We start from the raw sequence: 14,112 nt of genomic DNA on the forward strand, positions 1-14,112 counted from the left end.
TCGGTGATTCCTTTTCTTCCCCGGGTCGGTCGAGGGGAAGATTGGCCGATGCATCCGCATCGGTCAAATGACGATGCCGCCGCTTGACCCGCAACCCCGTCCCGCTGCAAATGCGGGCATGATGATCTACAAGGTTCTCCGCCCGGCGGAATGGGACGATCTGCAAGCCGCCGGAACGACGGCGGGCGCGCCGGTCGATCTGGCCGACGGCTTCGTGCATTTCTCAACTGCGGCGCAACTGGAAGGCACCCTTTCCAGGCACTTCGGCCAGGAAGGCGATCTGGTGCTGCTGGCCTGCGACGCGGCCCGCCTGGGCCGCGACCTCCGCTGGGAACCCTCGCGCGGCGGCGACCTGTTCCCGCACCTCTATCGCCGGCTGGCCCTGCACGACATCGCCTGGTGGCGGATCATCCGCTGCGGCAGCCACGGCCACGAGACGGGGCCTCTGGAATGAGGCTGGTCGAGAAGCTGGGCCTTGCCGCGCTGCATCGGCTGGATCCGGAACGCGCGCACGACCTGTCGCTGCACGCCTTGTCGGCGGGCCTCGTTCCCCTGCCGGGCCAGCCTGTCACCTCGGACCGGCTGCGGACCCGGCTTGCCGGACTGGACTTGCCCAACCCGATCGGCCTCGCCGCGGGCTATGACAAGAACGCCAAGGCCGTGGCGCCGCTCATGCGGGCGGGCTTCGGCTTCATCGAACTGGGCGCCGCGACGCCCCGTCCCCAGCCGGGCAATCCCAAGCCGCGCCTGTTCCGGCTGGCCCGGGATCGGGCGATCATCAACCGCTTCGGGTTCAACAACGACGGGGCCCATGCCATTGCCGCGCGACTGGCCGCGCGGCCGGGCGGCATTCCGGTCGGGTTGAACATCGGGGCGAACAAGGACAGCGCGGACCGCGCCGCCGATTTCGCGGCGGTGGTGGACCTTGTCGGGACGGCCGCGGATTTCCTGACCGTCAACGTCTCGTCCCCCAATACCGAACGCCTGCGCGACCTTCAGGGCGCCGATGCCCTGGCGGCGCTTCTGCGCGGCGTTCTCGAGGCGCGCGACAGGCTGCCCTCGCCACGCCCGATCTTTCTGAAGATCGCCCCGGATCTGACCGATGCCGAGATCGACGAGATCGCCGCGGTTGCAGCCGCTTGCCGCATCGACGGCATCATCGCCACCAACACGACCCTCTCGCGCGAAGGGATCGGCGGGCCCCATGCGGCTCAGGCCGGCGGGTTGTCGGGCCGTCCCCTGTTCGTGTGCTCGACCGCCGTTCTGGCCAGGCTCTATCGCGCGTCGGGGGGCAAGGTTCCGATCATCGGGGTCGGCGGCGTGTCGTCAGCCGACGATGCGTGGGAGAAGATCCGCGCCGGCGCCACGGCCGTGCAGATCTATTCCGCCCTGGTCTACCAGGGCTTCTCGCTTGTCGCCACGATTGCAAGGGGCCTGGACGACCGGCTTCGCGACGCAGGCACGACGCTGGACAGGCTGCGCGGCACGGGCGCCGCCGAGTGGTCTCAGAGATAGTCCTCGCCCAGGCCCAGAAGCTGGTTCATGCTGTGCGACGGCTCGGGGCACCCCGCGTCGCCGATGACGCGCGCCGGAACGCCGGCGACGGTCTTGCAGGCCGGAACCTCGTGCAGGACCACCGAACCGGCCGCGATCCGCGAATGATGGCCCACGCGGATGTTTCCCAGCACCTTGGCGCCGGCACCGATCATCACCCCGTCGCCGATCTTGGGGTGGCGGTCGCCATCTTCCTTGCCGGTCCCGCCCAGGGTGACGGAATGCAGCATCGACACGTCGTTGCCCACCGTCGCCGTCTCGCCGATGACGATCGAGTGGGCGTGGTCGATCATCACCCCCGTGCCGATGACCGCCGCCGGATGGATATCCACGCCGAAGCATTCCGAACAGCGCATCTGCACGAAATAGGCCATGTCGCAGCGTCCCTGGCGCCACAGCCAATGCGCCATGCGATAGGCCTGCAGCGCCTGGAAGCCCTTGAAGAACAGGATCGGCTGCAGCAACCGGTGCGTCGCCGGGTCGCGGTCATAGACGGCCAGCAGGTCGGCCCGCGCCGCGTCCCCCAGCTCGGGCGTGGTGCGATAGGCCTGATCGGCGATCTCGCGCAGGATCTGCTCGCTCATCTCGCCGCTGGCAAGCTTCAGCGAGAACCGGTAGGCCAAGGCCCCTTCCATGCTGTCGTGATGCAGCAGGCCCGCGTGGATCAACGCGCCCAGCAGGGGTTCGTGATGAACCGCCGCCCGCGCCTCGTCGCGCAACTGCGCCCAGATCGCGTCACGATCCAGACCCAGGTTCTTCTTGCTGCCGCCTTGCATGTTCATGTCACAGCTCCAGGCCATCCCGGCCCTTTCTTAGCGCGAACATGCGGAAGGGAAAAGATCGGCTTTCAGTCCGGCAGCCGAAGCTCCAGCCAATGGACCGCCAGCCTGACCCTGCCGCCGGCAAAGCTGCCGCCTTCTGCGGTCATCAGCAGCGGCGCGCTGTCGTAATAGGTCATCGGCGTGCCCAGCATCCCGCGCGCCCACGACCCCGCGCCCTTGCCCAGCCCCTGGCCGAAGCGGTTGTCCAGAATCCGCCGTCCCCAGCCGCCAAGTCGTCAGCGTCCCGGTCAGCGCCTGCGTGACCCGCGCGACGGCACCGATGACCATGACGCCCGCGGGGATGGCGATGCCGGTGCTGAAGGCCGCGCCGCTGCCGACCGCGACCTCTCCCTCGGCCATGCCAAACGCCAGGCCCGAGCCGGTGGCGCCCAGGCTTGCCGCGCCCAGAAACCAGCTTTCACCGTCAAAGACGGCCGCGACGCCGCGATCGGCGATGAAGGCGCGCATCCCGCGCCCCGGCTTGACGTAGATCCAGCCGCCATTCGACCCGACGGCGACGTGCCCGCCCCTGCCCGTCCAGGCACCGGCGGCCCCCGGCGGCACCCACCAGCACTGGCCGTCGATGACCACCTCGGGCGGCGTCGGCACGGTGGTGCTTTCCAGCACCGCATTCGTCAGGCCGTCCAGCCGCATCAGGGCCTCGTTGACCGTCACATGCTTCTGGGCCTGCGCCGGCTGAAGCAGGGGCAGCTGAAGGCGCGTGGTTTCACTGCTCATTGAGAATCCTCCTGACAAAGGGGCCGGGCCCGAACTGGTCGGACAACTGGGCGACGGCGACCGTGAAGGCGCCGCCGCTGAGCGCGTCCGACCAGACCTGTTCGGGCACGACGTATTCCGGCGCGCCGACATCCGTCTCGTGCAGCAGGCTGCCGCCCTGGACGATGCGGAGGCGATACCTTTCCCGCACCTCGCCCAAGGGGATGTCCGCGCCCTCCCAGCCGTCGCCGTCGATCCGGCTGCGTCGGATCCAGCTGAGTGTGCGGCCGTCGGCGCGCAGGTGGCACGGCGCATAGGGCCGCAATCCGATCCCCCGCGCCTGCGTGGCCGCCGGGCGATAGCTGGGATCGTCGAACGGCCGCCGCGCCGGGCCGATGCGCCAGAACCGCTCCTGCCCCCGGGCCGAGGGCGGCAGCGCCACCTGCCGCGCGGCCCCGTCCAGCAGCATGACGATGCTGCCCTTCGGCCATGCCTCGGGCATGATGGCATCCGTTCCGGCCTGGCCGCGCAACCTGTCGCTGATCTCCCACAGGTTCCGTTCCACCGGGACAGCCCGGCCGAACTGGAGGATCTCCCAGTTCTCCAGAGAGCCGTCGCCGATCGCCAGGGCGTTGCCCCCCGCCAGCAGGGCCTTCAGCCCGACCGAACGCAGCGCGGCATCCTTCAGGCGGATCCGCAGGGGTTCGCCCCGGTCGATGACTCCGGGCCGTGCCCGCCGCAGGATCGTCTCGGTCCGCCCGATGAAGGCGCGGCGGGTCAAGGTCGTGTTCAGCTCGAACCCGCCGTCTTCCTCGATCGAGGCGTAGGCGACGACCGCTCCCGGCCAGGGCTTCGCCGTGGCGGCAAGATAGGGGGTATGGGGCTGCTCGTCGCCCTTCAGCAGCGGAAGGTCCAGAAACAGCGGCCAGACGGGCAGCGGCGGAGTGTAGCGGCTGATGAAGCCGTCATCCTCGTGGGCGTCGGCCGGGCGATAGACCCCCGGCTCGACCCGGACGGCATCGACGGTCACGGCCCCGGCGCGCTCGACCCGGTCGATGCGCCAGCGTTTCGGCTGGCCGCGCCCGTCGTCCATGCGCACGACATCCCCCGACCCCAGATCGCCCTGGGACGGAGGCAGCACGAAGCGCGCCGTGTCCCGCGAAACCACCGCCTCGGCAAGCCAGCGTTCGGCGATGGCCCGCCCTTCTGCCCGCGTCAGCGACAAGGCGAACTCGCTGTCGCTGGCGGTTTCCTGGCCTGCATCGGCGTGGCTGGCCTCGGATGTGGCGGTCGCGTAGTCGCCGCCCGCCTCGACATGCGAGATCCGCAGACGGCCGGGCAGTTCCGCCTGCGCAAGACGGACGGTCTCGAAACCCCGAACCTCCTCGCCCACCGCCAGATGCTCGAGGCCCAGATCGCGCCTGACCAAGCCATCGCGGGGAACGAAGCACAGGCAGCCATCGCGTTCGACGGCGTCGATGCCGTAGGCCAGCAGCAGCGGCTGCAGCGCGGCGCGACCGGTTTCCCCGCCATTGACGTGAAACCCCCGGACCAAGCCCGCGACGGCGCTGACATCGAAGCGCGCCACCCCCGCCTCGCGGCAGATGTCGGCGATGACCGCACCCAGCGTCACCGCCCCTGCGCGCCCGTTCAGCCAGTGACCGCGCTGCCAGGCCGGGCCGTCGGACCACAGGTCGGGGCGTCCGGGAAAGGCCGGATAGGGCCGCGCGTCCCAGCACCAGACATGCGCCCGGTCCAGCACCACCATCCGCCCGCCGCCTTCCCTGACGGGGTTGTTGGCGGGCTTCGACCAGAACGACGTCACCGCCTGGATGTAGGCGGCCTGAATCGCATCGTCGCGCTGCCCGTTCGAATAGTGGGGCAGCGTGCTTTCCGAACTCATGGCGTCCAGGAACTTGTTGGGCTGGTTGGTGGCCTTGTCCAGGGCCGCGCAGCCGTATTCGGTGAACCAGATCGGCTTGGATCCGGGCACCCAGCCAGTCGCCTCGCGGGACCGGACGCCGCCCGGGCGGTTGAAATGCAGGTTCTGCCACCAGCCGGCCAGATCCTTGTAGCGCCAGACCCAGGCCTCGTCATGGGCGCCGTCGGTGATGGGGGTGCGGATCTGCGCGTCGCGGTCGGCGTCGCTGGCATAATACCAGTCATAGCCCTCGCCGCCGCAGACATTGCCTTCCAGGTAGTCCGGGTTGCCGATCCGCCCCCAGCGGGCGTCCAGGTGATCCTCGGAATCCCGCCAGTCCGACAGCGGCATGTAGTTGTCGATGCCGATGAAGTCGATGTCCGGGTGCGACCACAGCGGATCGAGGTGAAAGAACAGTTCGCCGCCCCCGGGATGATGGCCGAAATACTCCGACCAGTCGGCGGCGTAGCCGATCTGCACCGACGGCCCCAGGATCGCGCGAACGTCCTCGGCCAGCCGGCACAGATGCTGAACGGCGGGATAGCTGTCCCCCGCCCCCCGGATCCGGGTCATGGCGACCATCTCGGACCCGATCAGGAAGGCATCGATGCCGCCCGCCGCGGCGCAGAGATGCGCGTAATGCAGGATGAACCGGCGATAGGACCATTCGTCGGGACCATGATAGGAAACCCGGCTTCCGTCACGGCGGAAATCCCCCGGCGACGCGGTGCCGAAGAAGGCATCGACCTCGGCCTTCGCCGCAGCCGTGCCATCCGCCGACCCTGCCCGGCCCGGCGCGACCGAGGTCGTGATCCGGCCCCGCCACGGCATGACAGGCTGTTCTGACGCGCCATAGGGATCGGGCAGCCCGTTCCCGGCAAGCTGCTCCATCAGGATGAACGGGTAAAAGACCGCCTTGCGCCCGGACGCCGCAATGGCGCCAAGGGCCTCGACTACCGACTGGTCGGCCGGCGTACCGCCATAGATCGGCCGGTCATCCACGCGCGACACCTGCGCCGCCGCCTGCCGGTCGATGCCGGCCACCGACCACGCCATCTCGTCGCCGTCGATCTCCTTCTGCTCGACCTTGGGCTGCACACTGCAACGGTTGATGCGCAGGTCGCTGCCGAACCAGGACACCACCAGGGACACCGATCCGACGTTCGGCAGTTCCCGGCCCAGGATGTTCATCGAGGCGGTGAAGTCCGTGCCTCCCAGGGGCGTGTTGACATTCGTTGACCGCAGTTCCCCCAGTCCCAGATCCTGATTGACCGCCGTCGTGGCCAGCGAATATTCGCCGGTCCCCGGAATCAGCGCCACGGCGCGCACGTCCCGGCACAGACCGCTGCCGTCCTGGGCGGGCGAGGTGACCTCGAAGCTCAGCTGCGGCATCCGGTTGCCCCAGGCTTCCAGGTTCAGATCCTCCAGCACCACATAGGCAAGGCCGCGATAGGCCGGTGCCAGATCGCTCTCGTGCGCGGCGATGGCGGGATCGGGACGCTGATCCTCGTCGCCCATATAGACGCGCATGTTCAGGTCGTCGGCCGAGATCTCCTCGCCGTCCGCCCAGACCCGTCCGACCCCCAGGATGCGCCCTTCGCACAGCGCCAGGGCCACCGACAGGCGATAGCTGATCTGCGTGACGGTGGAGCGCGGCGTGCCCTTGCCGCCGCCTGCATCCTCGGACCGCGCGATCTCCTCGAGCGGAGATGCCCAGACGACATGCCCCGGCAGGCGCATCTGGCCCCAGATCCGGGGGATGGGCGCGCCTTCGCCCGCGGTCTGGATGCGCAGGCGGTCGATGCGCCCGGTCTCTACCGCCTTCGAGCCGCCGCCCAGCAGCCGCTGGTCGATCACCCGCCCGACGGTCGCGCCGACCGCGCGGCCGATCACGGCGCCCGACAGGCCCAGAACCGCGCCGCCGAAGCTTCCGCCAATCGACGCCCCTACGGCGGACAGCACGATGGTCGCCATGATGGCCTCCTCAGTCTGAAATCAGGGAAAGCGGAACCGGGCGGCGATCCGGTTCTGCCAGGGCGTCGTCAGCGGACTGTCGATGACGCCATGCGCGTTGTAGGCGTGGATGAAGCGGGCCGCCTCGCCCGCCTCGGACAGGATGCCCAGATGCTTTGCGACCGCGCCGGCGCGCATCCGGAACAGAAGGATGTCGCCCGCCTGCAAGGGGGCCTGGCGCGACACGGGGACAAGATGGCGCAGGGCGGCCTCCATCAGCACCTCCTGCCCGCCGCCCTCGCCCCAGTCGGGCGTGTAGGGGGGCGGGATCTCGGGCTCGGCGCCGTGCCGTTCGCGCCACAGACCGCGGATCAGCCCCAGGCAGTCGCAGGCGACGCCTCTGGAACTGGCCTGATGCTGATAGGGCGTGCCGATCCAGGCCCGCGCCAGGGCAACCACATCCTCACCCACGACGAGCCCCCGCCTGCGGCGCCATGATCCAGTCTTCCGAAGGAAGATGCGGAAAGCCGCGGAAGTTGAGAAAATTGTCGAACTTGTCCCTGCAGGTCTGGGCGCGCTTGTCGCAACCGGCGACCAGCCGCACGCGGTCCGACGGCTTAGGCGCAATCCCCAGGCCCTGCCAAAGCTCGATCTCGCGGATGCCGCCCGGTTGCGCTCTGTCGTTCTTGATGGTGCCCCGCAGCCCCTCGGCCTCGCCGGTCAGAACCGTCAGGCTGCCCCGTTCGAACCAGCCGGCGTCATAGGCGGGAAAGGCCGCGAACCGCAGGATGCGCCCATCCTCAAGGGCCGTGATGCGAACCTCGGCGGCGAAGGTGTCGCCCGTCAGCGGCTGCCGGCAGCGCCCATCGCCCAGCCGGGCCGAGCAGTGCGGGTGAAAGACCCGCCCCCGCGCCGCGTTCAGCGGTTCCGACAGCCCGCGAAGCTCGGCCCGGAAGGCGCCCTGGGCGCGGGCGATCTCGCCCAGGCTGCCGGCGAAGACCAGGCGGCGGGCGGCGACATCGGTCCAGTCCACCTCCCACATCTTCACCTCGGCCCCGTCCCAGCGGCCTGCCAGGACATCGCGTTCGGTGATCGCGTCGTCCGACAGCGCGCCCTCGGCCTCGGAGTTGTCGACCGAGAGGCCCGTTGCCTGCACCAGGGCGCGGGCCGACATGCCATGATCGGGACGAAAGCGGATGCCGCCAAAGCTCAAGGCGGCGTCATGGTCGGTAAATCCCAGCACCATGCCGTCCGCGCGCCGGACCATCCAGGCCCGCGCCAGGGTCGTGGCCGTCATACGCGCACCTCGATGACCGGAATGTCAGGCATCTCGCCCGCCTGGAAGGAGGCGACCGAAACCGCGATGCGGTCGGTATCGAAGCGCACCGGGACGTCGAACTCGTAGCCCGCCGTCACCTCGGCGCCCGGCTCGGGGGCGGCCTTGAAGGTAACCTCGCCCCGGGCGTGATCGACCTCGTAATGGATGCCGGGAAAGACCTCGTTGCCGCCGATGCCGGCGCGGACGCTGTCCCGGACGGGCTTGGTGATCGGGCGCGCATAGCGCCCCGGCCCCGAGGAATAGGTCTTGGTCAGCGGAAACAGCCGTGTCGTGCCGTCGCCCTGGCCGATCACCTGATCGTCGAACCGGGGCGCCTGCGACGGCAGGCAGCTCTTGAAGTCCGACCAGTCCTTCCAGCGGAAACCGTGCAACTGCCCGGCCCGGGCCTCGAAGAAGGCGACCAGGGCCGACAGGTCGTCCAGCGACCGCAGCCCCATGCCCGCGTCATAGCGGCGGCGGGCGTGCGCCCAGGGGGTGTTGCGTTCCTCGAAGCCGCTGGCAAGCGCCACGATCTCGGTCCGCCGCTCGGGTCCGCCCACCGACCCGAAGGACAGGTTCGCGGGAAATCTTACCTCGTGAAAAGCCATTGCCGTCCCTGTTTCAGTTGTTGCGTTCGCCGCGGGCCAGAACCCGGCCCAGTTGCGCCGCGATCTGGGACTGGCTGCGCTGGAAGCCCGCGACATCGGGGGTCGAGACGTTGACCGTGACATTGACCGGCCGCGATCCGCCCCCGGCCGCCGCCACCCCCAGCCGCCCGTCGGCCCCCCGCCGCAGCGGCATGATCGCCTCGGGGCCGGCCTCGCCCATCAGGCCGGTGGCGCCGCGCATCGGGAAGTGCGTGGGCTGGCTGACGACGCCGCCCTTGGCGAAGGGCATCACCCGCCCCTGCACGAAGGCGCCGCCGTCGGCAAAGGGCATCGCGCCCGACAGCATCCCGCCGATGCCCTGGGCCAGCGACCCGGCAAGGGCGTTCTCGACCGGCTTCATTGCCATGGAAAAGACCGTGTCGGCAATCGACCGGCCGATGCCCTTCAGCGCGTCCGACAGCTTCTCGCCATCGAAGATCAGGTTGTCGAAGGCCCGCCGCAGCCCGCCCTCGATCCCCGAGCTGAGCGAGCCGACCTCGCGGGCGGTGACGGTCATGGACTGACGCAGCCGCTCCAGCTCGGCCTCGAAGGCGGCGGTCATGCGGCTGGTCTGGCCGAAGCCCTGGTCCAGGTCGTCCAGTGTGGTGGTGAAGCCGTCCTTGTTGGCCATTGTCCTGCCCCTTATCCAGAAATGTCGCGCGGGCGGTCGGGGAACCGGGCGGCCAGTTCTGCCAGCCGGTCCCGCGTCATGGCGGGCGGCCCGGCCTCGACGCCCAGCATCAGCGCAAGCTCGGCCGGGGTCAGCGCCCAGAACTGGTCCGGGCGCAGCCCCAGCCCGCGCATCCCGGCCCGCATCAGGCCGGGCCAGTCCAGCCCCCGCTCATGCGGCGATCCGGAACGCCCGCGCCAGAAGCTCGGCCGCGGCCCGTCCCGCGGCCACCGGCCCGCCGCCGATCTCGACCGTCAGCAGATCCGCGGCCGTGCCGCGCCAGCCGCCGCCCCGCAGTCCCGCGACCAGCACCGCCAGGACATCCCGGCTGCTGAAGCGGCCGGCCTCGAAGCGGGCGGCGATCGCCATCAGGCTGTCGGCGCCAAGGTCGTGTTCCAGTTCGGCCAGGGCGCCCAGGGTCAGCCGGGCGATGTGGGGCGCGCCATCCAGCACCACCTCGACCTCTCCGCGCATCGGGTTGGCCATCACAGCGCCACGAAGTTCAGCGCGCCCGCCGAGGCCATCGTCACCTCATAGGTCGCCTCGCCGTTGTAGCTTCCGGCATATTCCAGCGCGGTGATCTGGAACGGTCCTTCGACGGTGCCGAAGTCCGGGATCACCACCTGGAACCGGGGAACCTCCGCGTCGAAGAAGATCTGGCGCGCGCGGCCGTCGGTATTGGCATCGCGAAATACCCCCGACCCGGAAATCGAGGCGCTGCGCACCCCCGCCCCGCCCAGCAGTTCGCGCCAGCCGCCCTCGCTCTCCAGGCTGGTCACATCGACCGTCTCGGCGTTGAAGGACAGCCGCGAGGCGCGCAGCCCGGCGATCGTCTCGAACGCCCCGTCCCCGGTCATGTCCATCTTGATCAGAAGATCGCGTCCATTCTGTGCCGCCATTGGCCCTACTCCTCAGCCCAGATCAATCCGCGCGCGAAAGGTCAGATCGACCCGCCGCGCGGCACCGTTTTCCACCCGCCGCGCCCTGGCGCGTTGGAACCACAAGCCCGTCAGGCGCCCCCGGCTCAGCGCCAGAGGGGCCTGATCCAGGGCGTCCGCCACCGCGACGGCCGCGGCCTTGACCGCGGCGAAGCCCGCCCCCTGGTCCGCCCCCGACAGGACCGAAACCACGAAATCGTGCTGCGAGGCCGCCGCCGTCATGTCGCCCGCATCCCGCACATCCTCGGGCCCCAGCGAGACGAAGACCCCCGAGGGCGCATCCACCGGCATCGCGTCGAAGATCGCGTCCCCCACCAGATCACCCAGCGCGGCATCGCCGCGCAAATGCTGGTAAACCGCCCCCTGAAGGGCGACGCTTGCTGCATAGGTCATGCTTGGGCCTCCTCTCGGGCAAAGCAGGTCAGCCAGCGGCCGGCCGGGTCGCGCTCAGCCACGGCCTCGATCACGAACAGCCGCGGCCCCATCCGCAGCCTCTGGCCGGCTGCCGGGCGGCGGGGATCGCCGGTTCTGGCGGCCCGCACGGTGATGCGCCAGGACACGACGCTTTCCGGTCCGACCTCGGCGCCGCGTTCCTGGCCGGTTCCGGCCTTCAGTTCGGCAAACAGGGTCCCGATCCGCTGCCAGACGGTGCGATAGCCGCCCAGCCCGTCCTGCTGGCGAACCGAGCCTTCCAGATCCAGCCGGACGTTCAGGTTCGGCACGCTCATCGCCGTATCTCCCGGCTGCCGCGCCCGGCCAGGGTGCGGACCTGCCGCCAGCGTTCGATCAGCGCGCTGACGCCGAAGGGCATCGCGCCCTTCGTGCCGTCGTGGCTGCGATCCTCGTAGTAGCGCGCGGCCAGCATGATCGCCGCCTGCGCCAGATCGGCCGGAACCTGCGACCAGGTATCGCCGAAGCCGGCCACGAAGGTGACGCTGACCATCCCGCGACGCGGCACATGGGGCAGGATCACCCCGGTGGGCAGGATCATCGGGCGCTGCCCGTGGGGCAGAAGGCGCCAGCTCTCATGCGGGATCTGGGTGACGGTGCCCATGCCGTCGTCGATCTCGATCTTCTCGACCTGCCTTACGGGCGCCAGGGGCAGGGTCTGGCCCAGCCGGTCGCGCCAGTCGTCAAGCTGCATCGTGAAGCGCCGGGTCAGCAGCACCTTGCCGGTTCGCGCCTCGATCGTCGCGATGGCAGCCCGCAGGAACCCTGCCAGGGCCATGTCTTCCGCCGTGTCGTCTGCAATCTCGAAACCCGTTCCAAGCCGCAGATGCTCGCGCAACGCCGCGACAGGCAGTGCCTCGGCTGCCGGCGCCGTTTCCTCGATCAGCATCATCTCGCGAACCTCCCGTCTTGCTGTCCGCTTCATCCACCGGGACAAGGCCCCGCAGGGCCTTGCCGTCGCATCAAGTCGGGAAAGACCGCGCCCGCGCGCCGGCCAAAAGCGCGCGCGGACAGTTGCAAAGCCGGATTGGCCAGCACCCGTGCGCGGTCTTTCCCTCGCCTGGTCCCGCGAATGGGGATCAGGCGAACTGCAGCAGCTTGATGGCGCGGAAATCGGTCACGCCGCCGCCGACGCGCTTGGTCGCGTAGAACAGCACATGCGGCTTGGCGCTGAACGGGTCGCGCAGCACGCGCAGGTCGGGACGCTCGACGATGGTGTAGGCGGCGCGGAAATCACCGAAGGCGACCGCGGTGGCGTCGGTGGCGATGTCGGGCATGTCCTCGCTGATCAGCACCGGATAGCCCAGCAGCTGCGGGGTCTGCCCGGCCGACAGCGCGTCGGTCCACAGGAAGCGGCCGTCGGCATCCTTCATCTTGCGGATCGCGGCAGCGGTCTTCGAGTTCATGACGAAGCTGGCGTTGACGCGGTACTCGGCGCCCAGCGCATAGATCAGGTTGATCAGCGCATCTGCGGGCGAGGCCGCGTCGAAGCCGCCCATGGTGCCGGTCTCGACCACGCCGATCCGGCCATCCCCGGCCGCGTCGGTGGACGCCGTGGGGTACGAGAGGATCCCCCTGGGCTTGGCGACGCCGTCGCCGGTGATGAAGGCCGCAGCCTCCGAACGGGCGAACTTGTCGGCGATGCGCTCGGCCAGCCAGGCCTCGACATCGAAGGCCGCATCGTCCAGCAGACGCTGGCTGGCCTTGGGCATGGCCGACAGCTCGTGCAGCGGGATCGAGATGCGCTCGATGCCGCCCGGGGCGGTATCGGCGGCGGCGTTTTCGTCGGCCCAGCCCGCGCCCATCTCGTTCTTTTCGACCAGCACCTCATAGCTGGCGGATTCGATGGTCACGACATTGGCCAGTCGGCGCAGCGAGGCGCCGCTGCGCAGCACGTTCTGCACCGTGTCCGCCACCTGCGGCGCGGCCAGGAAGCCCCCGTCGCTGGCCACGGACAGGCCCTTCTCCTCGATGACCAGGCCGCGCAGCCCGTCATCGTCGCCGCTGCGCAGATAGGCGTTGAAGGCCTTCTGATGGGGCACCTCGACCTCGGCGGTGGCGGACAGCGGTGCGCGGCCACGGATGGCGGTCTTGCGATCAAGCATGTTCATGCGCTCTTCCTGTGCAGAGAATTTCTTCTGGATGTCGTCACGAAAGCCCCTGAGTTCGCTGACGAACCCCATCATGGCTCCCTTCAGGTCGGCGGCCGTGCCGCCACCTTCCGCGGCTTTCACCTCGGTCATGGTCTTCTCCTCATCGCGATGATCGGGGATGTCGCCCGTTCTGGCCGCCCCTGCCTTCGGACCGCCCACAGGCAGTCCAAACCGTGGGATGGGGCCGCGCCCCACCCGCAAACCTCACGCCCGCAGCGCCTCGGCCGCCGCCGTGAACAGCGCCGCCACCTCGCGCAGCTCGTCGGCCTCCTTGCGGCCGACCTTGGCTTCGGGAAGCATCGGGAACGTCACCAGCGACACCTCCCACAGCTCGACCTCGGCCAGCACCCGGCGCCCCTGCGCGTCGCGCTCGGCGCGGATGGTGCGATAGCCGATCGACAGCCCGTCGATGGCGCCGGCCTCGATCAGCGCCGCCGCCTCGCGGGCCTGCGCCACCTCGGGCAGCAGGCGGCCCTTGACCCACAGGCCCCTGTCGTCCTCGCGGACCTCGTCCCAGACGCCGATGGGCTTGGCGGGGTCGTGCTGCCACAGCATCCGCACCTTGTCGCCCTTGGCCGCCAGACGCGCCAGGGATGCCGCAAAGGCCCCCGGCGCCACCGCGTCGCCGCCCTGGTCGGTCAGGCCGAACAGGCTGGCATAGCCCTCGATCACCTGGCCTTCCGTCAGGACCGGCGCACCGCCCGCGAATTTCACCTCAAGTCCCGGAACCATCCGTCAGCCTCCTTTCGGCGCGAATTCCAAAATGCCCTGCACCGCCTGGGTCAGGATCACGGCGACGACGCCATAGACGGTCATCCACAGCCGCCGCTCCAGCCCCTCGATCAGGGCCTCGATGCGCTCCAGCCGTTTCTCGACGGTGCCGAACTGCAGCGCCATGATCCGTTCCTGAGCCTCGAACCGTTGGTCGTGCCAGCCGAAGCTGTCCTTCACGAAGCGCGAGCCCTCCATG

Annotated in this window: 18 protein-coding genes; 2 read left to right on the forward strand and 16 right to left on the reverse strand. The window is 69.7% G+C overall.

Annotated features, from left to right (window positions below; genetic code table 11):
* Window positions 1-118 precede the first annotated feature (118 nt).
* Together ACZ1HC_RS14530 and ACZ1HC_RS14535 are read left to right on the forward strand one after the other, a co-directional pair.
* Window positions 119-454 carry a DUF952 domain-containing protein gene (locus ACZ1HC_RS14530; protein ID WP_472700590.1) on the forward strand — a complete coding sequence of 112 codons (336 nt, stop codon included), beginning with the start codon at window positions 119-121 and terminating at the stop codon, window positions 452-454.
* Window positions 451-1,515, forward strand: a complete 1,065-nt coding sequence (locus ACZ1HC_RS14535) for a quinone-dependent dihydroorotate dehydrogenase (protein WP_472700591.1) — start codon at window positions 451-453, stop codon at window positions 1,513-1,515. Before ACZ1HC_RS14530 ends, ACZ1HC_RS14535 begins: the two co-directional genes overlap by 4 nt.
* Here the strand turns inward: ACZ1HC_RS14535 and cysE are convergent.
* The 16 genes from cysE to ACZ1HC_RS14615 form a co-directional block, all read right to left on the reverse strand.
* Window positions 1,506-2,336: a serine O-acetyltransferase gene (gene cysE / locus ACZ1HC_RS14540; protein ID WP_472700592.1), complete on the reverse strand. Its 831-nt coding sequence runs from the start codon at window positions 2,334-2,336 to the stop codon at window positions 1,506-1,508. The two genes, ACZ1HC_RS14535 and cysE, sit on opposite strands and share 10 nt — an antisense overlap.
* Window positions 2,337-2,366: 30 nt before the next feature.
* Window positions 2,367-3,113, reverse strand: coding sequence for a DUF2793 domain-containing protein (locus ACZ1HC_RS14545; RefSeq protein WP_472700593.1), 747 nt, complete (start codon window positions 3,111-3,113; stop codon window positions 2,367-2,369).
* Window positions 3,103-6,987 carry a baseplate multidomain protein megatron gene (locus tag ACZ1HC_RS14550; protein ID WP_472700594.1) on the reverse strand — a complete coding sequence of 1,295 codons (3,885 nt, stop codon included), beginning with the start codon at window positions 6,985-6,987 and terminating at the stop codon, window positions 3,103-3,105. Before ACZ1HC_RS14550 ends, ACZ1HC_RS14545 begins: the two co-directional genes overlap by 11 nt.
* Window positions 6,988-7,008: 21 nt before the next feature.
* Window positions 7,009-7,437, reverse strand: a complete 429-nt coding sequence (locus tag ACZ1HC_RS14555) for an NlpC/P60 family protein (RefSeq protein WP_472700595.1) — start codon at window positions 7,435-7,437, stop codon at window positions 7,009-7,011.
* Window positions 7,430-8,263: a DUF2163 domain-containing protein gene (locus ACZ1HC_RS14560; RefSeq protein ID WP_472700596.1), complete on the reverse strand. Its 834-nt coding sequence runs from the start codon at window positions 8,261-8,263 to the stop codon at window positions 7,430-7,432. The genes ACZ1HC_RS14555 and ACZ1HC_RS14560 overlap by 8 nt, the downstream gene beginning before the upstream one ends.
* Entirely contained in the window at window positions 8,260-8,892 is a 633-nt protein-coding gene (locus ACZ1HC_RS14565; RefSeq protein WP_472700597.1) for a phage distal tail protein, Rcc01695 family, read from the reverse strand. The genes ACZ1HC_RS14560 and ACZ1HC_RS14565 overlap by 4 nt, the downstream gene beginning before the upstream one ends.
* Before the next feature lie 13 nt (window positions 8,893-8,905).
* A complete protein-coding gene (locus tag ACZ1HC_RS14570) occupies window positions 8,906-9,562 on the reverse strand; it encodes a phage tail tape measure protein (protein WP_472700598.1) in 657 nt (218 codons plus the stop codon).
* A gap of 11 nt (window positions 9,563-9,573) precedes the next feature.
* On the reverse strand, window positions 9,574-9,765 hold the full coding sequence (locus ACZ1HC_RS14575; protein WP_472700861.1) for a rcc01693 family protein: 192 nt from the start codon (window positions 9,763-9,765) through the stop codon (window positions 9,574-9,576).
* Between the two features lie 7 nt (window positions 9,766-9,772).
* Window positions 9,773-10,087: a gene transfer agent family protein gene (locus ACZ1HC_RS14580; protein ID WP_472700599.1), complete on the reverse strand. Its 315-nt coding sequence runs from the start codon at window positions 10,085-10,087 to the stop codon at window positions 9,773-9,775.
* Entirely contained in the window at window positions 10,087-10,500 is a 414-nt protein-coding gene (locus ACZ1HC_RS14585) for a phage major tail protein, TP901-1 family (RefSeq protein WP_472700600.1), read from the reverse strand. Before ACZ1HC_RS14585 ends, ACZ1HC_RS14580 begins: the two co-directional genes overlap by 1 nt.
* Window positions 10,501-10,512: 12 nt before the next feature.
* On the reverse strand, window positions 10,513-10,932 hold the full coding sequence (locus tag ACZ1HC_RS14590; RefSeq protein WP_472700601.1) for a DUF3168 domain-containing protein: 420 nt from the start codon (window positions 10,930-10,932) through the stop codon (window positions 10,513-10,515).
* On the reverse strand, window positions 10,929-11,267 hold the full coding sequence (locus ACZ1HC_RS14595) for a head-tail adaptor protein (RefSeq protein ID WP_472700602.1): 339 nt from the start codon (window positions 11,265-11,267) through the stop codon (window positions 10,929-10,931). The genes ACZ1HC_RS14590 and ACZ1HC_RS14595 overlap by 4 nt, the downstream gene beginning before the upstream one ends.
* On the reverse strand, window positions 11,264-11,881 hold the full coding sequence (locus ACZ1HC_RS14600) for a head-tail connector protein (RefSeq protein ID WP_472700603.1): 618 nt from the start codon (window positions 11,879-11,881) through the stop codon (window positions 11,264-11,266). The genes ACZ1HC_RS14595 and ACZ1HC_RS14600 overlap by 4 nt, the downstream gene beginning before the upstream one ends.
* A gap of 187 nt (window positions 11,882-12,068) precedes the next feature.
* Window positions 12,069-13,232 carry a phage major capsid protein gene (locus ACZ1HC_RS14605; protein WP_472700604.1) on the reverse strand — a complete coding sequence of 388 codons (1,164 nt, stop codon included), beginning with the start codon at window positions 13,230-13,232 and terminating at the stop codon, window positions 12,069-12,071.
* Between the two features lie 114 nt (window positions 13,233-13,346).
* The gene (locus ACZ1HC_RS14610; RefSeq protein WP_472700605.1) at window positions 13,347-13,874 is read right to left on the reverse strand and encodes an HK97 family phage prohead protease; all 528 of its coding nucleotides are present in this window, start codon (window positions 13,872-13,874) and stop codon (window positions 13,347-13,349) included.
* Between the two features lie 3 nt (window positions 13,875-13,877).
* Window positions 13,878-14,111, reverse strand: coding sequence for a GTA head formation protein, RCAP_rcc01685 family (locus ACZ1HC_RS14615; RefSeq protein ID WP_130989394.1), 234 nt, complete (start codon window positions 14,109-14,111; stop codon window positions 13,878-13,880).
* Between the last annotated feature and the right edge of the window lies 1 nt (window position 14,112).

The organism is Paracoccus sp. BR5-17 (assembly GCF_055693925.1).